18 protein-coding genes are annotated in these 20,150 nt (G+C 37.0%); 5 read left to right on the forward strand and 13 right to left on the reverse strand.

Annotated features, from left to right (window positions below; all coding sequences use genetic code 11):
• Positions 1 to 44 precede the first annotated feature (44 nt).
• The 4 genes from ahr to PWU04_RS09065 all read right to left on the reverse strand — a co-directional run bounded on the left by ahr (position 45) and on the right by PWU04_RS09065 (position 5,256).
• On the reverse strand, positions 45 to 1,052 hold the full coding sequence (gene ahr, locus PWU04_RS09050; RefSeq protein ID WP_274475749.1) for an NADPH-dependent aldehyde reductase Ahr: 1,008 nt from the start codon (positions 1,050 to 1,052) through the stop codon (positions 45 to 47).
• Between the two features lie 192 nt (positions 1,053 to 1,244).
• Positions 1,245 to 1,877: a MarC family NAAT transporter gene (locus PWU04_RS09055; protein ID WP_274475750.1), complete on the reverse strand. Its 633-nt coding sequence runs from the start codon at positions 1,875 to 1,877 to the stop codon at positions 1,245 to 1,247.
• A 126-nt stretch (positions 1,878 to 2,003) separates the two neighbouring features.
• Positions 2,004 to 3,707, reverse strand: a complete 1,704-nt coding sequence (locus PWU04_RS09060) for a cytochrome-c peroxidase (RefSeq protein ID WP_274475751.1) — start codon at positions 3,705 to 3,707, stop codon at positions 2,004 to 2,006.
• Between the two features lie 97 nt (positions 3,708 to 3,804).
• The gene (locus tag PWU04_RS09065) at positions 3,805 to 5,256 is read right to left on the reverse strand and encodes a PhoX family protein (protein WP_274475752.1); all 1,452 of its coding nucleotides are present in this window, start codon (positions 5,254 to 5,256) and stop codon (positions 3,805 to 3,807) included.
• Between the two features lie 198 nt (positions 5,257 to 5,454).
• Between PWU04_RS09065 and PWU04_RS09070 the strand changes: the two genes are divergently transcribed.
• A complete protein-coding gene (locus PWU04_RS09070) occupies positions 5,455 to 5,886 on the forward strand; it encodes a hypothetical protein (protein WP_274475753.1) in 432 nt (143 codons plus the stop codon).
• A gap of 86 nt (positions 5,887 to 5,972) precedes the next feature.
• On the opposite strand, the gene acs is transcribed toward PWU04_RS09070, so the two are convergent.
• The 3 genes from acs to PWU04_RS09085 form a co-directional block, all read right to left on the reverse strand.
• Positions 5,973 to 7,886 (reverse strand): acetate--CoA ligase, encoded by a 1,914-nt coding sequence (gene acs / locus PWU04_RS09075; protein WP_274475754.1) that lies wholly within the window; start codon positions 7,884 to 7,886, stop codon positions 5,973 to 5,975.
• Between the two features lie 80 nt (positions 7,887 to 7,966).
• Positions 7,967 to 8,920, reverse strand: coding sequence for a phosphoribosylaminoimidazolesuccinocarboxamide synthase (locus tag PWU04_RS09080; protein WP_274475755.1), 954 nt, complete (start codon positions 8,918 to 8,920; stop codon positions 7,967 to 7,969).
• Positions 8,921 to 8,929: 9 nt separating this feature from the next.
• Positions 8,930 to 9,883, reverse strand: coding sequence for a PhoH family protein (locus PWU04_RS09085; protein ID WP_274475756.1), 954 nt, complete (start codon positions 9,881 to 9,883; stop codon positions 8,930 to 8,932).
• Between the two features lie 112 nt (positions 9,884 to 9,995).
• Between PWU04_RS09085 and PWU04_RS09090 the strand changes: the two genes are divergently transcribed.
• The 4 genes from PWU04_RS09090 (at position 9,996) to dnaN (ending at position 14,759) form a co-directional block, all read left to right on the forward strand.
• A complete protein-coding gene (locus tag PWU04_RS09090; protein WP_274475758.1) occupies positions 9,996 to 10,832 on the forward strand; it encodes an SAM hydrolase/SAM-dependent halogenase family protein in 837 nt (278 codons plus the stop codon).
• A 1-nt stretch (position 10,833) separates the two neighbouring features.
• Positions 10,834 to 11,130: a putative quinol monooxygenase gene (locus PWU04_RS09095; RefSeq protein WP_274475760.1), complete on the forward strand. Its 297-nt coding sequence runs from the start codon at positions 10,834 to 10,836 to the stop codon at positions 11,128 to 11,130.
• A 33-nt stretch (positions 11,131 to 11,163) separates the two neighbouring features.
• Positions 11,164 to 13,554: a gliding motility-associated ABC transporter substrate-binding protein GldG gene (gldG, locus tag PWU04_RS09100; protein WP_274475762.1), complete on the forward strand. Its 2,391-nt coding sequence runs from the start codon at positions 11,164 to 11,166 to the stop codon at positions 13,552 to 13,554.
• A gap of 86 nt (positions 13,555 to 13,640) precedes the next feature.
• Positions 13,641 to 14,759, forward strand: a complete 1,119-nt coding sequence (dnaN, locus tag PWU04_RS09105) for a DNA polymerase III subunit beta (protein ID WP_274475763.1) — start codon at positions 13,641 to 13,643, stop codon at positions 14,757 to 14,759.
• A gap of 79 nt (positions 14,760 to 14,838) precedes the next feature.
• Here dnaN and PWU04_RS09110 read toward each other — a convergent pair whose 3' ends face one another.
• The 6 genes from PWU04_RS09110 to PWU04_RS09135 form a co-directional block, all read right to left on the reverse strand.
• A complete protein-coding gene (locus PWU04_RS09110; protein ID WP_274475908.1) occupies positions 14,839 to 15,177 on the reverse strand; it encodes a DUF4870 domain-containing protein in 339 nt (112 codons plus the stop codon).
• Between the two features lie 70 nt (positions 15,178 to 15,247).
• Positions 15,248 to 15,661 (reverse strand): DUF6691 family protein, encoded by a 414-nt coding sequence (locus tag PWU04_RS09115; protein WP_274475764.1) that lies wholly within the window; start codon positions 15,659 to 15,661, stop codon positions 15,248 to 15,250.
• 4 nt (positions 15,662 to 15,665) lie between these two features.
• On the reverse strand, positions 15,666 to 16,220 hold the full coding sequence (locus PWU04_RS09120) for a YeeE/YedE family protein (RefSeq protein ID WP_274475766.1): 555 nt from the start codon (positions 16,218 to 16,220) through the stop codon (positions 15,666 to 15,668).
• 211 nt (positions 16,221 to 16,431) lie between these two features.
• On the reverse strand, positions 16,432 to 16,620 hold the full coding sequence (locus tag PWU04_RS09125) for a YgaP family membrane protein (protein ID WP_274475767.1): 189 nt from the start codon (positions 16,618 to 16,620) through the stop codon (positions 16,432 to 16,434).
• Positions 16,621 to 16,632: 12 nt separating this feature from the next.
• Positions 16,633 to 16,947, reverse strand: a complete 315-nt coding sequence (locus PWU04_RS09130) for a hypothetical protein (RefSeq protein WP_319946482.1) — start codon at positions 16,945 to 16,947, stop codon at positions 16,633 to 16,635.
• A 1-nt stretch (position 16,948) separates the two neighbouring features.
• Positions 16,949 to 20,146 (reverse strand): efflux RND transporter permease subunit, encoded by a 3,198-nt coding sequence (locus tag PWU04_RS09135; RefSeq protein WP_274475768.1) that lies wholly within the window; start codon positions 20,144 to 20,146, stop codon positions 16,949 to 16,951.
• Between the last annotated feature and the right edge of the window lie 4 nt (positions 20,147 to 20,150).

Raw genomic sequence — 20,150 nt, forward strand, 5'->3', positions numbered from 1 at the left:
TACAATTCATCCACATGCGGTCTTTTGATGGGGATTCTAATTCCCTAAACTTTTAGAACGATTCGAAATCTTGCTTTTCCATCTTCTAAGTGTTTAAAGGCTGCATTAACATTATCCAAAGGAAACTCTTCCACGGATGGATAAATGTTATGTCTTACACAAAACTCCAACATTGTTAGCGTTAGGGCTGGGCTACCTAGAGGACTACCCCCTAAAGTTTTTTGTCCTGCCAAAAGAGTAAAAGCTGGAATTGCCATGGGCTCTAAAACAGCACCAACATTATGAAATCGTCCGTTTGGAGCCAAGGTTTGCAAAAATGAATCCCAGTTTAAAGTGACATTTGTTGTATTTAAAATAAAGTTTAATTTTCCTGCAATGCTTTCCAAATCTTTAGGTTTTCTTGAGTTTATAACTCTTGTTGCTCCCATGTTCAATATTTGTTCCTCTTTTTCAGAATGTGAACTAAAAGCGATTACTTCACACCCCCATGCTTTTAAAAACTTAAGTGCCATATGCCCCAAACCCCCTATTCCAATTACCCCAACCTTATCTGTAGGTCTTACTCCAGCCAACAGAATAGGATTGAACACGGTAATTCCTCCACAAAGTAGAGGTCCTGCTTTAGCCATATTAATTCCTTTGGGAAGCGGAACAGCCCACGACCAGTGACACCTCACATAATCGGCGAAACCTCCATGACGGCCTACGATGGTTCCCTCTGCTGTACCACACAAATGATGATCCCCATTCATACACTGATAACAGCTCATACACGACTGCGAATACCACCCCAAACCTACAAGGTCTCCAACTTTAACTCCTTTTACTTCTTGACCAACCTCAACAACTTCCCCAACAATTTCGTGCCCAGGCACAAAAGGGTATTGAGTTTGCCCCCATTCATTGTTGAGCATACTTAAATCTGAATGGCACATTCCACAATAATGCACCTTTATATCTAATTGTTCGCTGCCTAAATCGGGGAGATCATATAAAAATGGTTCTAATTCAGCTCCTGCCTCCTTAGCCATATAAGCATGTACTTGTCTCATGGATAATCATTTGATTAATAGCTTTATAAATATACAAAAAATCACCCCCAACCATAACTACCAAATTCTTAAAACATAGTAAAAAACATAAACTATTTTCTGTTAGTTTTCATGAAAAAAAAAAAACACCCTTGGGTGTGTTTGGTTTATTAATTAGTACTTTTTTATTGATTCTTGATACTATCCTCAATATTAAAACTTAATGTTTGATATTATGTTTACTACCGACGAAATGATATATTCAACACCAATGGCTATAACAATAAACCCTATAATACGAGACAAACCATTGATTCCTGACGCTCCTAAAAACCTCACAATAAAATGTGCACTTTTTAGAATTAAATAAATGACAAACGTAGTAAGTAACATAGCTGCAAGAATAACAACTATATCCTTCATTTCTCCATATTCCTGATTATAGGTAATCAATAACGATATGGTGCCAGGCCCTGCCAACATGGGAATAGCTAAAGGTGTTAGAGAAATTTGTTCTCGATTTTGAATGTCTTCCTGTACACGCTCTCGCTTCATTCCCTTGTGTTCTCTGAACTTTCCTGTTAAAAGAGCAAACCCGGAAGAAGCAATGATTAATCCACCTGCAATCTTTAATGCATTGAGAGTAATACCGAAAAACGACAAAATGTACTTGCCTGCAAAAAAAGACAGTAGTAAAATCACCAACACATTAATGCAAGTCCAAAAGGCCGTAACTGCCCGCTCTTTTTTAGTGTTATCCTGAGTTAATCCAACAAAAACAGGTACGGTTCCCAACGGATTCATAATTGAGAACAAAGCTCCAAAAGTGATAAAAAATAGTTCCATGTTTTTTTTGGCAAAATCACCACTTTTATCTGAGTTATTGGTTACGGAATTCTTAAGCAATAATTACGCTAGAGTAAAAAATAAAGCGGACATCTAAGCCCACTTTACATTCTCTTAATGTGATATTTATAATAGCTTATCCTCTAATGTTTTCATGAAAAGTACCACATCCTCAATTTCTTTGCTAGTTAAATCTAAAGAGTCTGTTGGTAGTGTTTGATGTTCCAAATTAATTCCTAATCCACTTCCTCCCCCATTGTTATAAAATGTCACAACCTCTTCCAAAGAGTTATAAATACCGTTATGCATATAAGGTGCTGTTAGAGAAACATTACGTATTGTAGGAGTCTTAAAAAAATGTTTGCGTTCTAGAGTATTGAAAACAGCATACCTACCTAAATCAGGACTTATTTCTAATTGATTTTCAATGTTTGAAGGAACACCTATTGCTTCAAATTCAGATTCGGTAAAATTTGGCGGTACCGTACCGTTAAAAACTGGAGCAAAATGACATGTGGCACATTTAGCCTTTCCCATAAACAGATTAAATCCATGGATTTCCCGATCATTCAACGTGTTCTCCAAACCATTGATGTTATTATCAAATTTTGAATTAAAACTCACCATAGTTCTCACATATGAAGCAATAGCATGTCTAATGTTTGCATCAGTTATTTCACCATTGTACAAGTCATTAAAACGACTTTGATAAGCAGTATCTTTTTCGACAGCCTGGGTCATTGCATTTAAATCAGTATGGAATTCATTCTCGTTATTTACCACACCAACAATCTGTCCCTCCAGGCTACCAGCTCTACCATCGTAGAAAAAACTTTGCTGTAAAGCAACATATTTTAAGGTTGGTGTATTACGCTGTTGCTTTGGAAATGTTTTTAATCCATCTGAAAAAGCTTTATCCTTGTTATGACAACTTGCACAGCTCATAGTTCCAGACAAAGACAAGGAGTTATCGTTAAACAAAAGTTCTCCCAACGAGGCTATTCCCATTGCTTTTTCATTCTCTAAGTTGACATCGGTAAAAAAAGACATGTTGAAAGTACTGGGAGAAAACAAACTCAAAGCGTCATTATTGAATGCAAGAGCAAAAGGAAACCTCACTTCCCAATCAGATGCGGTTTCAATCAAAAGTTCCAATTGCTTATGCGTATGGTTTTTAATAAAATTATAACGATCAAATTCATTAAAACTATCATTTAAATCTTCTTGGGTCTCTTGAAGCTCCTTAACCCAATTAGCATAGAGAACCTTATCTTTAAAACGCAATTGATAACCTTCCAAAATATCATTCAAGCGACCATAAACCAACTGAGCCTCATTTAAGGATTGCTCTAGCACTGGGGAGTCGAACCCTGTAACACCTGTCAAAGCTACTCTTGCTATAGCATCTCTTATTAACCAAATGATATGGTGCTCTTTGAATGTTAGAAAAGTATTTTTTAAAATTAAATTCAATCGGTTTTTAGTAACCTCAGCGTTTGTTCTTACTTGAAACATGCTCACTTCATCATGAAACAGCTGCTCCTCCAATACCTGAAACCCAAAAGGTGATTTTATTTTGATGTCTGTAGCATCTTCTTCTTCAACTTTTAGAATGTTAGGTTGATTTAAAGCTTTATAATTATCCTTATCTACAAAAGCTAAAACTGGCTCCGCTTGTTTGAATGCCTGTCTTGCTTTTAAATAATATTTTAGACCACTTTCCTTACCTTCTGATTGTATCAATGAATCCAAAGCATCAATACAATGCTTTAGGTCGTTTTTATAAATAACCTCTATGGCTTTATTTTTTGATCTTTCTTGGGTTTCCACTCTCTTTTTACAACCAAAAACAAGCGTAAACAAAAGACACGTGATACAAACACGTGCCTTTGACTTTTTAACGAAAAAAATAAACATATAAAAACAACTATCTTTCTAAACCATTGATTATATACAACACACTACCTTCGCTCGAAGCGGCATTTGGATTAGCCTTTGAATCGGTAAAACTTGAGTTTTCCCAACCGTGGTTTTGAGTAATTACCAAGAAGGTTTCATCTACACCAACTGTTTCCGAAATATCGATCATACCTGTAATTTCCCAAGGAGAATCAACAGTACCATAACCTAGAGATGCTGCCGTTTGCTGATCACACTCCAATACAGTTTTAAGGGAACCACTGTTTAAATCGTATTGATACATTCTAGCATAATGCGTTTTATCTGCAGTATCAAAATAACCATTAGGGTCTTCTTGAATGTAAGCAAAGTTTTCGGTAACTACTATATTATCTGGGCTATGGAATGCTTTTGCCTTACCATTAAGCAAATCACCGTCCAATACACAAGTAATTGTACCGGCTCCTGTTGGATCGTTTTCATTCAAAACCACTTTGTACACACGTCCGTAGAAAGTCCCCTTACCTGCTAAGCCATCTTTTTTACGACCTGTAACACAAAAATAAATTTCCCTGTTGTTTGCTGCAGAACCACGTCTCCAGTCAATATCTTCCAACCTTGAAAAACCCATTACACCTTTTGCTTTTGCCTCGGCATCCAAAAGATCAATTTGTTTTTCATCCAGCTGAACAAAATCCATAGGGTAACTTACTCCTTCTTGCATATCCATTTCATAAACTACATTACTATCTGTAACTCGTAAACCGAATAGTTGACCACCATACAGGTCGCCTGCATTTCCAACATACATCCCTAACTGTCCAGATGGTATTTCATTATCTGAATGATCATCGCCAATGAAAGCAACTGTTTTATTAAGGTAGGCTTCTTTACCAATAACCACTGCATTTTCTGTAGACCATTGTCCAAATGCATTAAGCATATTAGCAAATCCTGCAGAAGAAGCATCTTTTAATGGATTGGTAACAAACACTCCTTTTGAAGCACCTCCCCACTCTCCTCCAGAAAGATATAATGGACCAAATCCGTGCTCTTCTGGAGTTACCAACGAACCTGAACACTGTGCAGTTTCTGCCGAAGCAGTAGCATTTACGATATATTCACCATGTACTGGCTTAAAAGTTTTGTCTAATGTTATTCGTGCGATAGAATAATCCGCTTCAATATTGTTAATTAGAGTAAACGTTCCATCTGAATTTTTAAGAAGTCCTGCACCGTCTGCCATTGAACCATAAACAAAGTCTGATGATTCCGAAAGCTGATCTTCAGAAGAAATAAGCGGGTAGATATTAACATCTCCAAAGTCAGGGCTTAATTTTAAAAAATTAGGCGTTACAGAATGGGTCTCTAGAGAAACATCATTTTGGTTGTCTTGTCTATTGTTATCATCATCATTGTTGCAGGCTACAAAAGCCAAAGTACAAGCTGTTAAAAAACTTGATTTTAAGATTGATTTCATAAAATGATTATTTAGTTTGTTGATTACAATGCAAATCAACGACACCTCTTTTACCAACAGCTTAGATAATTTTTAAAAGATTGTAAACAGGACGTCAGGAAACGTTATAATATAGTTAAGTCGATCTGTAACTATTTTAGGTAAAAATGTAACATTCCACCAAAGACACCTACAGATAGATAAACCTAAAAAAAAAAAATGTCACTCAAACCAACCAGAATTCTATTAACATCTTTAATTGCCTTAATCTGTTTAACCAGCTGTGAATTTACTGTTCATGACACATCTATTGGCAGCAGCAAACACCCAAAACCAGAATATAAAACAAGTAGAAATTCATTAAAAGAATCTATAGCCAACATAATTGATGCCGACGATGTAAACATTAGCTGGAGGTACCAAAGCAATCCTATGCCAACCAATAAGTTTGTAGTAGAGATTATCAATCCGAATAAAAAATTAATTATGGATGATCTAATTAATGATTTCTCTCAACAGATTAAATCAGTTACTGAAGCTGAAGTAAAAAACATCAATGATTTTGACAGTCTTGTTATCGAATTCAAAAAGGAAGACACAATAAATGACATTGAAAGACAGGTATCGTATAAAAAGACATATGATCTTTAAATATCCATAAAAAACAATTGAAAAACGCCACAAATTTTGTGGCGTTTTTTTATCTATATTAAGCTAAAATGCAATCCTGTTAACTATTATTTATTCAAAGCATGATCAATAATCTCTTTAACCACCTCTGGGTTTAACAACGTGCTGGTGTCTCCTAGATTTGAAGTATCATTATTGGCTATTTTACGAAGAATACGCCTCATTATTTTTCCCGATCGGGTTTTAGGCAATCCACTTGTAAACTGAATTTTGTCAAGTTTTGCAATAGGACCTATTTGCTCTGTAATTAATTGGTTAATTTCCTTTCTAAGATTATTGTGATCTCTTGATTCTCCTGTTTCCCTTAAAATCACATACCCATAAAGAGCGTTTCCTTTTACCTCATGCGAAAAGCCTACAATTGCCGATTCTGCAACAGCTGGATGTTCATTTATGGCATCTTCAATTGGAGCCGTCCCTAAATTGTGACCAGATACAATTATTACATCATCCACACGTCCAGTAATACGATAATAACCAACCTCATCCCTCAAGGCGCCATCCCCTGTAAAATATTTATTTTCAAAAGCCGAAAAATAAGTATCCTTATACCGTTTATGATTCCCCCAAATTGTACGTGCCATCGATGGCCATGGAAACTTTATACATAGTCTTCCCTCCACTTGGTTTCCTTTAATTTCACTTCCTTGTTCATCCATCAGTACAGGTTGAATTCCAGGAAAAGGTAAGGTAGCATATGTAGGTTTCGTTGGTGTTGCATAGGGAATTGGAGAAATCATAATTCCTCCTGTCTCGGTTTGCCACCAGGTATCTACGATTGGGCTTTTCTTTTTTCCAATATTATCATCGTACCAATGCCAAGCCTCTTCATTTATTGGCTCGCCAACTGTCCCCAAGACCTTTAACGAAGATAAGTCGTAGTTTTCAGTATGCTCAATACCTTCTTTGGCAAGTGCTCTAATGGCTGTTGGTGCTGTATAAAACTGATTCACTTTGTGCTTTTCAACAACTTGCCAAAACCTTCCAAAATCAGGATAACTCGGTATACCCTCAAACATTACCGTAGTAGCTCCATTAGCTAACGGCCCATAAACTATATAACTATGACCCGTTATCCAACCAATATCTGCAGTACACCAATACACATCATCTTGTCTGTATTGAAAAATGTTTTTAAACGTGTAAGCCGTATATACCATATACCCACCGGTTGTATGCACCATCCCTTTAGGTTTTCCGGTAGATCCTGAAGTATATAATATGAACAATGGATCTTCGGCATCCATGACTTCTGGCACAAAATCATGATAAGCTTCATTCAACAAAGGTTGAAGCCATTTATCACGCCCTTTAACCATCTCTACTGCTGTATCAGTACGCTTTGCAACCAATACAGTTTCTACTCCAGGACATTCTGATAGAGCCTCATCTACGATACTTTTAAGGTCTATAGTTTTATGTCCTCTGTAACCACCATCGGAAGTTACTACCAACTTACAATCGCAATCGTTAATTCTTGTTGCCAAGGCTGTTGAGGAAAACCCTGCAAACACAACCGAATGGATTGCTCCTATTCGCGCACAAGCTAAAATGGTTATTGCCAATTCTGGAATCATAGGAAGGTACACACAAACCCTATCTCCTTTTTGTACGCCATGATCCTTTAGTACATTAGCCATGGCACAAACCCTATCCTTTAACTGTCGGTATGTGATGTGCTCAGCTTCTTCTTCTGGATTATTGGGTTCGAAAATAATGGCAGTCTTATCGCCTTTGGTATATAAATGGCGATCGATACAATTTTCGGTGATGTTTAATTTTGCGCCTTCAAACCATTTGACTTCTGGTTTTGAAAAATCCCAACTTAAAACTTTATCCCATTTTTTTCGCCACATAAAATGTTCTTCGGCGATTTCCTCCCAAAATACTTCGGGATTTCTAACAGACTTTCTATAAACTTGGAAGTATTCTTCAAGGTGCTTGATGTGGTAGTTACTCATATTGTCTTATTTTCCCTATAAATATAAAAAAAGCATCATTAAATAATGATGCTTTTTATCAGGATAGACAATATTGAAATCTAAATAGTCTCTAAGTAGTTTAGAATATTCTTTTCAATACGGCTATTGATATCTTTTGTATCGGCTTTTACGAAAGCTTCTCCCGTTATATTTTCATACAACTCGATATAACGCTCGCTAACAGTACCTACATATTCATCGCTCATTTCCGGAACAGTTTGTCCTTCTAACCCTTGAAATCCGTTACCGATTAACCACTGGCGAACAAACTCTTTGGATAATTGCTTTTGAGCTTCGCCTTTATCCTGTCGCTCTTGGTAGCCTTCAGCATAAAAATAGCGAGAAGAATCAGGAGTATGAATCTCATCAATCAATACAATCTTGCCGTCTTTGGTCTTTCCAAATTCGTATTTGGTATCTACTAAAATCAATCCGCGTTCTGCTGCAATTTCAGTACCTCTTTGGAACAACTTTCTTGTATAGTCTTCCAATACGTTATAATCCGCTTCAGATACAATTCCTTTGCTTAGGATGTCCTCTCTTGAAATATCCTCATCGTGGTCTCCTTGCTCTGCTTTTGTTGCAGGAGTAATAATTGGTTCAGGAAACTTATCATTCTCCTTCATACCTTCAGGCATAGACACGCCACAAAGCATACGTTTACCAGCATTGTACTCACGTGATGCATGACCAGACAAGTATCCTCTAATAACCATTTCAACTTTGAAAGGTTCACACAAATGCCCAACAGCAACGTTAGGATCTGGTGTTGCAACCAACCAGTTAGGTACCAAATCCTCGGTATCCTTCATCATTTTGGTTGCAATCTGGTTAAGGATCTGCCCTTTATAAGGAATTCCCTTTGGCATGATTACATCGAAAGCCGATAAACGGTCGGTAGCCACCATTACCAATAAATCGTCATTGATGTTATAAACCTCTCTTACCTTTCCCTTGTACAAGCTTTTTTGACCGGGAAACTCAAAATTAGTATCTGTAATTGTATTGTTCATGCCGCAAAATTACTCTCTATTCTCGATACTTTTGTACGCTTCAATAATTTTTTTCACAAGTTTATGACGGATTACATCCTTATCGTCCAAAAATATCATACCTACACCCTCAACATTCTTCAGAATAAGTAACGCTTCCTTTAAACCAGAAATGGTTCTTCGAGGTAAATCTACCTGCCCCGGATCCCCTGTTAACAGGAATTTTGCGTTTTTTCCCATACGTGTCAAAAACATTTTCATCTGGTTGTGCGTGGTATTTTGTCCTTCATCCAAAATCACAAAAGCATTATCCAATGTACGTCCACGCATAAAAGCCAGTGGCGCAATCTGAATAGTTCCGTTTTCAATATAATGTGCTAACTTCTCAGCCGGTATCATATCACGTAGCGCATCGTATAACGGTTGCATGTATGGATCAAGCTTTTCTTTAAGGTCTCCAGGCAAAAATCCAAGGTTCTCCCCAGCTTCGACAGCAGGTCGTGTTAAAATGATACGCTTAACCTCTTTGTTCTTTAAGGCCTGTACAGCCAGAGCTACTCCAGTATAGGTTTTACCAGTTCCCGCAGGCCCAATGGCAAAAACCATATCATTTTTACGCATACTCTCTACCAATTTTCGTTGATTAACTGTTTGCGCACGAATAACACGACCAGAAACACCATGAACAATGACTTCCCCACTTTCAGCAGAAGTCGCATAGTCATCCTTTGTTTGACTGGTCAGTACACGCTCAATACCATTTTCATCTAGTTTGTTGTACTTGGCATAATGATCCAGTAACATAGAAAATTTTCTATCGAACTCCTCAAGAAGATCTTCATCCCCTAAAGCTTTAATTTTATTGCCTCGAGCAACGATTTTGAGTTTAGGAAAGTATTTTTTTATAAGTTCAATATTTACATTTTGTGCTCCAAAAAACTCCTTTGGGGCAATCTCTTCAAGTTCAATAACTATTTCGTTCAAATTGCGGAGTGATTTAATTAAATTAATCTTTAGACTTTTATTAGTTTTGTCCTTTAACAAATCTACACAATTTTTGTGTGCATTGTTTTAAAAAAATATCAACAATCCATCTATGCCTTTTATCACATTAACGACTGATTTTGGAGAAAAAGATCACTTCGCCGGTGCTATTAAAGGGGCTATTTACAGTGAACTACCCGATGTGAGAATTGTTGATATCTCGCATTCGGTTTCCCCTTTTAATATTCCAGAAGCGGCTTATATCATTCAAAATGCTTTTAGTAGTTTTCCAAAGGGAACCATCCATATTATCGGAATAGACTCTGAAATCAGCCCAGAAAACAAACATATTGCTGTCAAGCTGGACGATCATTACTTTATTTGCGCCAATAATGGAATAATGAGTATGATTTGTAGTGATATTGTTCCGGAAAAGATTGTTGAAATAAATATTCATGATAAAACCCAAGGCAGTTTTCCTGTACTGGATGTTTTTGTGAAAGTGGCCTGCCACATTGCAAGAGGAGGAACCTTAGAGGTTATTGGCAAATCCATCAACCAAATAAAACCTATCAAGAATATTGTACCTTATGTAAATGACGAGCAAACACAACTTATTGGTAGCGTTATTTACATAGACAACTACGGAAATGTAATCACTAACATTAAACGCAAGTTTTTTGAGTCGATCCAGAAAGGACGTGATTATGAAATATCGGCAAGAAACTATAAGTTCAAAACCATTCATAACAGTTACAGTGATATCGTAAACTTCGATATCCCTGAAGAAAAACGCCATGATGAAGGACGTGGTTTAGTTGTTTTCAATTCGTCTAACTACCTTGAAATTGCCGTTTATAAAAGTAACAGTGCCACCGTTGGTAGTGCCTCGTCTCTTATGGGACTTAACCTGAGGGATACGGTAACCATAAACTTTAACAAAGTATAATATGTTTGTAAGAATAGTAAAAATGAGTTTTGCCGAAGAGAATATCGATTCGTTCTTGGCAAATTTTGAAGAGAAAAAAGAATATATAAGAGGTTTTGAAGGCTGCCAGTTTTTAGAACTTTACCGCGATAAGCACAATACAAATGTATTTTTCACGTATAGCTTTTGGGAAACTGAAGCTCATTTAGAAGCATACCGCCATTCGGATTTGTTCAAGGACGTGTGGTCTAAAACCAAACCTTTGTTCAACGACAAACCTGAAGCTTGGAGTGTGGATAAACTTGTAAGCTTAAACTAGCCCTAATCACCAACTAACCAAAAATAAAAGTAGATGTTTGCCATTTTTAAGAAAGAGATTAATTCATTTTTTGCTTCACCAATTGGCTATTTGGTAATTGCTATTTTCCTTTTGCTCAACGGATTGTTTCTTTGGTTATTTAAGGGAGAATTCAATGTTTTGGATTATGGCTTTGCCGATCTTTCGTCTTTCTTTTTATTAGCGCCTTGGATTCTTATTTTCCTTATCCCTGCAGTTTGTATGCGCAGTTTTTCCGATGAGAAAAAACAAGGCACCCTAGAGCTTTTGTTAACGAAACCAGTTTCCCACTTTCAGATTGTTTTTGGAAAATATTTAGGCGCTTTATCACTTATACTTTTAGCACTGCTCCCCACCCTGCTTTACGTTTATACCGTTTACCAACTTGGAAATCCAACAGGTAATTTGGATATGGGAAGTACTTTAGGATCGTATTTTGGTTTGTTATTTTTGGTTATGGCTTACACCTCAATAGGAATTTTCGCCTCAACCTTAAGTGATAATCAAATTGTAGCTTTTATTACTGCTGTATTTCTTTGCTTTTTCTTCTACATAGGTTTTGAAGGTATTGGAGATTTTACATCGAGTACTTTTATTGAACAGCTAGGTATGAGTTCTCATTTTAAGAGTATGGGGCGTGGCGTTATAGACACCCGTGACCTGATTTACTTTTTGAGTATTACAACTTTTTTTATTTTCCTTACGGTAAAGCAAATCAATAATAAGCATAAAGGAATGAAATCTTGGCTTCATTTCTTACCGTTACCAATTGGACTTATCGTTTTGAACATCTTTACCCATGGGATTTACAAACGTTTCGACCTTACTACCGACAATCGTTACACTTTAAGTGATGCTGTTATAGAAATTATTGAAGCTGCTAATGCTCCCATTATTGTAGATGTATTCCTTAAAGGTGATGATTTCCCAGCTGAGTTCAGAAGGCTTCAAGCAGAAACCAAGCAAATGTTGGAAGAGTTCGCTTCATACAACAGCAATATCAAATTCAGTTTTATCAATCCACTGGAAGACGAATCAACTCGTGAAAGAAATATTGAACAACTTAACCAACGTGGTTTAACACCTATGCAACTAAGTGTTCAGCAGAGCGGTAAAACAAGTCAGGAAGTTATTTTTCCTTGGGCTTTGGCTAGTTATGGTGATGTAACCATAAAAATCCCATTGGTAAAAAATACTTTGGGAGCTACACAGCAAGAATTGGTCAACAACTCTGTTCAGCATTTGGAATATGCTTTTGCTGACGGATTCAGCAAACTGATTTTCCCTAAAAAAAGAAAAATTGCCGTTCTTAAAGGTAACGGTGAGTTACCAGACCAAAATATAGCCGATTTCATATCTACACTAAAGGATTATTATTTCATTGCTCCATTTACTTTAGACAGTGTAGCTACTGTACCTCAGAAGAGTTTAGATGCTCTTGAGGAATTCGACATGGTTATTGCGGCAAAACCCACAAAAGCATTTACCGAAGAAGAAAAGTTTGTTCTGGACCAATACACCATGAACGGTGGAAAAAGCCTTTGGTTGGTAGACGCTGTTGCTATAGATAAGGATAGCCTTTACAACGATACTGGTACAGCTGTAGCAATTCCTATGGATCTCAACCTAACTGACTACTTCTTTAAATATGGTATCCGTGTCAACCCTGTTATTACAAGCTCGATGTATTCTGCAGCGTTGACATTGGCAATGGGCGAAGGTAGCCAGGCACAATTTAAACCGTTTCCTTGGCCATATTCGCCTTTGGCTACAAGCGAAGACAATCACCCGATTGTTTATAACACCAATTTGGTAAAGTTTGACTTTGCCAACCAAATAGACACTTTAAGCAAAACTGAAAACGTTAAGAAAACTGTTCTTTTAAAAACAGCCCCTTTAACGACTTTGGAAGGAACACCCAAGGAAATCAGTTTGGATGTTGTTACTCAAAAGCCAGACCCTGCCAAATTCAACAAAGGTAGCCAGAATTTAGCTGTACTTTTAGAAGGGCAATTCACTTCGGTCTACAACAACCGAATCCCTCCGCTTGATTTAAATGACAATAAAAAAACAAGTGTTCCAACAAAAATGATTGTTATAGCAGATGGTGACGTCATTAAAAATGAAGTAGGTCGTAGCGGTCCTCAAGAACTTGGTTTCGACAGAAGCACCGGACAGGTATTTGGAAACAAGGAATTCCTCTTAAATGCCGTTAATTACCTTCTAGACGATACCGGACTTATAAACATTCGTTCCAAAGAAGTAGCGATTGCATTTCTAGATCAGGAAAAAATAGCTGACCAAAAAAACAAATGGAGGCTCTTAAACATCGCATTACCACTATCTTTATTGGCACTCTTTGGTTTTATATTTAATTTCTTGAGACGAAAAAAATACGCTCACTAGATGTTGATAAGTTTGTTTCCTAGATTAGTATTGAAAGGATATATTTGTAATAATCAACCTAGAACATTAATTTTTTACAGATACAAATGAAGTTTATAGTATCCAGTACGTATTTATTAAAACAGTTACAGGTATTGGGTGGCGTTATTAACAGTTCGAACACCCTACCTATTTTAGACAACTTCCTTTTTGAACTTAAACAATCCCAACTAATCGTATCGGCCAGTGATTTAGAAACGACTATGTCGGCTACATTAGACGTGGAAAGCGACAGCGAAGGCAGCATTGCCATTCCTGCCAGATTGTTATTGGATACCTTAAAGACATTTCCAGAGCAACCGTTGACTTTTATCGTAGAGGATAACAATACGATTGAAATCAGTTCAAATCACGGTAAATATGCTTTAGCATACGCTGACGGAAACGAATTCCCTAAGGCCGTTACTTTAGAAGACCCAAGCTCTACAACCATTTTAGGAGACGTATTGGCTACTGCTATCAGCAAGACCATTTTTGCTGCTGGTAACGACGATTTACGCCCTGTGATGAGTGGTGTGTTCTTCCAGTTCTCAACTGAAGGATTAACGTTTGTTGCTACCGATGCCCACAAACTTGTAAAATATACTCGTGAAGATGTTAAAGCATCTCAGCAAGCGGAATTCATCATGCCTAAAAAACCTTTGAATCTTTTAAAAGGTATTTTGGCAGGAAGTGAAGAAGAAGTAACTATTGAGTACAACAACTCAAACGCTAAATTTACTTTTGAAAACACTGTATTGATCTGTAGATTGATTGATGGGAAATATCCTAACTACGAAGCAGTAATCCCTAAGGAAAATCCTAACAAACTTACAATAGACCGTTCTCAGTTCTTAAGTTCTGTAAAGCGTGTTTCTATTTTCTCTAACAAAACTACGCACCAAATTCGTTTAAAAGTTGCTGGTGCCGAACTTAATATTTCTGCTGAAGACATTGATTACAGCAATAAGGCTGAAGAGCGCTTAACTTGTGACTATCAAGGTGACGATATGCAAATTGGGTTCAACTCACGTTTCCTCGTAGAAATGTTGAACAACTTAAGTTCAGACGATGTACAGTTGGAAATGAGTTTACCTAACCGTGCCGGTATCCTTACTCCTATTGACGGCTTAGAGGACGGTGAACAGGTTATCATGCTTGTAATGCCAGTAATGCTTAACAGCTAAAACACACCAACTATCATATAAACAAAAAGCTCACCAAATGGTGAGCTTTTTTATTTTCCTCGATAATAATATAATTTAACTAACTAATAAAATTAAGAGAAAGAGGATATTTGGGCACTTCGCCGTTACTCGCTTTTATCGCATTAATAATAGGGAAAATGAACCCTATAAGTCCTATTATAATCAATCCTATAATACCAAGACCTAATAAGAATATCAATGGTATACAGATAATGGCATAGATTAACAGGCTTAATTGAAAATTCACAATGCGCTTACCGTGATCATTCATTTGAAATACTTTATCCTTCTGGGTAACCCAAATAACCAACGGCACCAATAAACTTCCACAACCAACCACTAAAGTTAATAGTTGTGTTAGATGGGTAATAACTATAAGTTGACGGTCTTCTCGCATCATTGAAAAAATTTCTATTTATCAATTTGACGCAAGTTTTGCCTAAATGTTACGCTCTCTTTCTAAATTATTAGTGTGGCAGCTTATTTTTAACCAATCCGTACACTAAAGTTCCTAGAGTAGCTCCTATCAAAACTAAAATAACCGGATAAAATCCCGCTCCTATCAAAATGAATATAGGTCCTGGACAAGCACCTACCAAGGCCCATCCCAAACCGAAAATAATTCCACCAAACATATAGCGGTAAAACGATTTGTCTTTAGGAGAAATAATAATTGGGTTTCCATCAACAGACTTTACCTTGAACTTCTTAATCAATGTAGTAAACAATACCCCAAATGCCAAAGCTGTTCCAATTATCCCATACATATGAAATGATTCAAATCGGAACATTTCATAAATTCTAAACCAAGAAGCTGCTTCCGACTTGTACAGTACAACTCCAAAAATCAATCCAATAATAATGTATAATAACTTTTTCATCTGCTTAGAAAATTAAAGGGAACAACAAGTGAACCATTACCAATCCACCAATAAAAAATCCAACAACGGCAATTAACGATGGTAATTGTAGATTACTCAATCCTGAGATAGCGTGACCAGAAGTACATCCTCCAGCATAACGCGCTCCAAAACCAACCAAGAAACCACCTATCAACAAAATGGCCAATACCTTAATGTCTCCCAATGCTTCCAATGAGAATAGCTCTAAAGGTAAATAGGCGTTATCTGCAGATATGTTCAATTGTCCCAACGAAGCTTTTGTAGCTTCACTAATAGCAGGCATGTCACCTCCCGATAAATAGTGAGCTCCAATAAACCCACCAACAGTAGCACCAACAACTACTAGCAGATTCCAGATGTCGGCCTTCCAGTCAAATCGGAAAAAGTCACTTACTTTTCCTGCTCCTCCAATAGAACACAAAGTTCTTAAGTTAGACGACATTCCAAATCGTTTGCCTACTAAAAGCAGGGCCAGCATAATCAATGCAATTAAAAATCCCGACACATACCATGGCCAGGGCTGTAAAATAAACTCCATACTTATTTTTAAAATTAGTCTACAAAAATACGTCCTTTCAAATGCTCTTAAAAGGATTCTTTATAAGATTTACAGTTGAAAAGAGCGCAAAAATAAAGCAGAGTAATGGCCTTTATTGTAACTTAGGTTACACTTGGTAGTGAAATAAAAAAATCCATGATATGCCTAGAGCCATATTCATGGATTTTGATTTGTTAAATGATTAATCTAATTAATCTTTAACCTTGAACACTTTTTCCAAAATAGTATCCATCAAACACCATTTGGTCAAGGAAGACTGCAATAGGTTTGCCCCCACAAAGGCAGTAAACCAAAGCCAGTTTTTGCTAACATATATGGCCAATAAAAGACTTATTAAAATAAAGGTTCCGGCTATTCCTCTAACAATTCTATTCTTCATAATTTTTGTGTATTAAAGTTGTTTTTCAATAGGAACCACTATGGCTCTTATTAAATTTTCTGAATCGAGATTCTCATTATAGGATTTCAAATAATCAAAAAGCACCTCAATTTTATCGCTATCAGTAAAGGAAAACATCAATACCGATTCCGCTCCACTTTGTTCACCTGGAAACCAACTGTTTATCTTTAGTAGCGCGCCAGCCAACTTATGTCCAGCAATATCAGCACTGCTAAAACTTTCAATATCTGCTTTTTTAAACAGTTTAAGAACAACTTCTTTATACTCTTCAACAGTAGTGACTATAACTAATTTTATGTCTTTCATTTTATCTGTGATTTTTTCTTTCTATTAGATAATATATTAATGGAACGACGAGCAAAGTCAATATTGTAGACACAATGGTACCTCCCATTAAGGAGATGGCTAACCCTTGGAAAATAGGATCAAACAGAATAACGAAAGCGCCAATTACCACGGTTCCTGCAGTAAGCAATATTGGTGTTGTCCTAACCGCTCCTGCTTCAATAACAGCTTGTTTTAATGGTACTCCTTCATCCAATCTTAAATTGATAAAATCAATAAGCAGCACAGAATTTCTAACCATTATCCCAGCAAGGGCAATCATACCTATAAATGAAGTAGCTGTAAAAAACGCTCCTAACATCCAGTGCCCTAGCACAATTCCTACCAAGGAAAGAGGTATAGCTACCATCATTACTATTGGTGCCTTAAAGTTTTGGAACCAACCTACAATAAGCATATAAATAATAACAATCACCCCAAGGAAAGCCATACCTAAATCGCGAAACACTTCTAGGGTTATTTGCCATTCTCCATCCCACTTTACAGTAAAATCATTCTCAAAATCAGGTTGTTTTATGTAAAGTTCATTGATATTATAGCCTTCTGGCAATTCAATGGCCTTGAGTTTATCTTCCATTCCCAAAATCGCATATACTGGGCTTTCCAGTTTACCAGCCATATCGGCCATAACATAGACTACTCGTTTTTGGTTTTTTCTGTAAATGCTCTTATCTGCAATTTTTTCCTTAACTTCTACAAAATCACCAATAGGTGCCATATTCCCTTGCTGTGTTTTTACTTTCAAGCCTTTAATATCACTTAGAGCAGACTTTTCTTTTTCATCCAAAGCCAACACTAAACCTATTTGATTTGAAGCCTTTTCATCGTACAATGTGGTAATGGAACGCTCCCCTAAAACCATATTCATGGTATAAACAATCTGCTGTGGTGTTACCCCATATAACATGGCTTTTTCCTTGTCGACAACAAACTCATACTCTGTTTGATTCCCTTCCACCATCCAGTCAACGTCTACTACATCAGCAGTATTTGTTAAAATATCTTTAACCTGTTGAGCTACTTCCATTTGCTTATCATAATCTGGACCATAAATCTCGGCAACAATGGTAGAGAGAACTGGAGGTCCAGGTGGAACCTCAACCAATTTCACATTGGCGTGATACTTAGCTGCAATACGCTGAATTTCGGGTCTGAATTCTTTAACAATATCATGACTTTGTTTACTTCTATCATGCTTATCGGTAAGGTTCACTTGAATATCGGCCATATTACTTCCTCCACGTAAATCATAGTGACGCACCAACCCGTTAAAGGTTATTGGCGCAGAGGTTCCCACATAACTTTGGTAATTAACCACCTCTGTTCTAGTGGCCAAATATTGCGAAATCTCTTTAGCAACTACTGCTGTACGTTCTAAAGTAGTTCCTTCGGGCATATCGATAACTAGCTGAAATTCATTTTTATTATCGAAAGGGAGCATTTTTACCGCTACAGAATTCGTAAAAAACATGCTAAGCGATCCTAACAGCAGGACTATAGTAACTGCTAAAAATGTCCAACGTTTAAACCTACTTTCAATTAATGGACGCTCCATTTTGTTGTAGATTCTGTAGATGACGCTATCTTCTAAAGGTTTTTCTTTTTTCTCTTTCTTAGTTCCTTTTTTATCTTTTTCTCTTAAGAACAAGTATCCTAAATAAGGAGTAATTGTCAAGGCTACAAATAGAGAAAGAATCATAGCTATTGAGGCCCCTATCGGCATAGGGCTCATATAAGGCCCCATCAAACCCGAAACAAATGCCATGGGTAAAACCGAAGCTATAACAGTAAACGTTGCCAGAATAGTTGGGTTACCCACTTCATTAATTGCATATAAGGCTGCCTGTTTAAACGGTAAACGTTTCATCTTAAAATGCCTATGCATATTTTCGGCAATGATAATAGAATCGTCGACGACAATACCCGTTACGAACACCAAAGCAAAAAGCGTAATACGGTTTAAGGTATAATCCAGCATATAATAGCTCAGCAATGTTAATGCAAACGTGATTGGTACCGATAAAAATACAACCAATCCACCTCGCCAGCCCATGGCCAGCATTACAACAAGTGTTACAGCTACGATGGCTCCTATTAGGTGCATTAACAGTTCCGACACCTTTTGAGATGCTGTTTCCCCATAATTTCTGGTCACTTCAACATGCACATCATTAGGTAACAATTCTGCTTTAAGATGTTCCACCTTTTCCAGAATAACATCAGAGATTTTCATAGCATCTGCCCCTTTTCGCTTGGCTATGGAAATAGTTACAGCTGGATACTCAGAATTATATTTTGAAACCTTTTCACTGGCTTGACCAAAACCATGACTCACATAGTCTTTTGGAACCTCTGGACCATCTATCACTGTAGCAATCTGCTTTAAATAAACGGGCTGATTTTGATTTACACCGACAACTAAGTTCTCCACATCGGTAGCAGATTCTAAAAAACGCCCGGTCTTTACTAAAAATTCACTATCACCCTTATCAAAAGCCCCAGAATTGAGTTGCTGATTATTAGCTTTAATCATTTCTGTAATAGAAAGCATATCCAAACCACTTTCGGCCATCTTCTCCTTATTAAGAATTACACGAAGCTCTCTACTGCGCCCGCCTATCTGCTTGGTAATGGCCACGTCGCCTACCTTTTCTATTTCGTCTGTCAGCTCTTCAGCTATTTGCTTAAGTTGATAGTCATCATAATTTTCACTCCAAAGAGTAAGTCCCAACATAGGCACATCGTCGATGGCTCTTGTTTTTACCAATGGCATTGTTACCCCTTGGGGCATCATATCCATATGCTTGCTTATCTCATTATACAGCTTAACAAATGAACGTTCTATATCTTCACCCACGTAAAACTGTACAATGACCATTCCCTGTTCTTTCATAGATGTGGAATACACGTATTCAACCCCATTAATATTGGAGATGATTTTTTCTAAGGGTTTCACCACCCGTGATTCAACCTCTTTAGGGCTTGCCCCTGGATATCCCACAAATATATCTGCCATAGGCACATCGATTTGCGGCTCTTCTTCTCTCGGGATTAAAAACGAACTGTACACTCCGATGGCCATAAAAACGACCATCAGCAAAACCGTCAGTTTTGACCCGATGAAGCCTTTTGCTATTTTCCCTGCTAATCCTTCTTTCATCACC

The organism is Mangrovimonas aestuarii (assembly GCF_028767185.1).
GTDB classification, from domain to species: domain Bacteria; phylum Bacteroidota; class Bacteroidia; order Flavobacteriales; family Flavobacteriaceae; genus Mangrovimonas_B; species Mangrovimonas_B aestuarii.

Bases quoted from the DNA above. Each gene is read 5' to 3' on its own strand.
- ahr (WP_274475749.1), bottom strand. From the start codon at position 1,052: ATGAGACAAGTACATGCTTATATGGCTAAGGAGGCAGGAGCTGAATTA.
- PWU04_RS09055 (WP_274475750.1), bottom strand. From the start codon at position 1,877: ATGGAACTATTTTTTATCACTTTTGGAGCTTTGTTCTCAATTATGAAT.
- PWU04_RS09065 (WP_274475752.1), bottom strand. From the start codon at position 5,256: ATGAAATCAATCTTAAAATCAAGTTTTTTAACAGCTTGTACTTTGGCT.
- PWU04_RS09070 (WP_274475753.1), top strand. From the start codon at position 5,455: ATGTCACTCAAACCAACCAGAATTCTATTAACATCTTTAATTGCCTTA.
- acs (WP_274475754.1), bottom strand. From the start codon at position 7,886: ATGAGTAACTACCACATCAAGCACCTTGAAGAATACTTCCAAGTTTAT.
- PWU04_RS09080 (WP_274475755.1), bottom strand. From the start codon at position 8,920: ATGAACAATACAATTACAGATACTAATTTTGAGTTTCCCGGTCAAAAA.
- PWU04_RS09090 (WP_274475758.1), top strand. From the start codon at position 9,996: ATGCCTTTTATCACATTAACGACTGATTTTGGAGAAAAAGATCACTTC.
- PWU04_RS09095 (WP_274475760.1), top strand. From the start codon at position 10,834: ATGTTTGTAAGAATAGTAAAAATGAGTTTTGCCGAAGAGAATATCGAT.
- gldG (WP_274475762.1), top strand. From the start codon at position 11,164: ATGTTTGCCATTTTTAAGAAAGAGATTAATTCATTTTTTGCTTCACCA.
- dnaN (WP_274475763.1), top strand. From the start codon at position 13,641: ATGAAGTTTATAGTATCCAGTACGTATTTATTAAAACAGTTACAGGTA.
- PWU04_RS09110 (WP_274475908.1), bottom strand. From the start codon at position 15,177: ATGCGAGAAGACCGTCAACTTATAGTTATTACCCATCTAACACAACTA.
- PWU04_RS09115 (WP_274475764.1), bottom strand. From the start codon at position 15,661: ATGAAAAAGTTATTATACATTATTATTGGATTGATTTTTGGAGTTGTA.
- PWU04_RS09120 (WP_274475766.1), bottom strand. From the start codon at position 16,220: ATGGAGTTTATTTTACAGCCCTGGCCATGGTATGTGTCGGGATTTTTA.
- PWU04_RS09125 (WP_274475767.1), bottom strand. From the start codon at position 16,620: ATGAAGAATAGAATTGTTAGAGGAATAGCCGGAACCTTTATTTTAATA.
- PWU04_RS09130 (WP_319946482.1), bottom strand. From the start codon at position 16,947: ATGAAAGACATAAAATTAGTTATAGTCACTACTGTTGAAGAGTATAAA.
- PWU04_RS09135 (WP_274475768.1), bottom strand. From the start codon at position 20,146: ATGAAAGAAGGATTAGCAGGGAAAATAGCAAAAGGCTTCATCGGGTCA.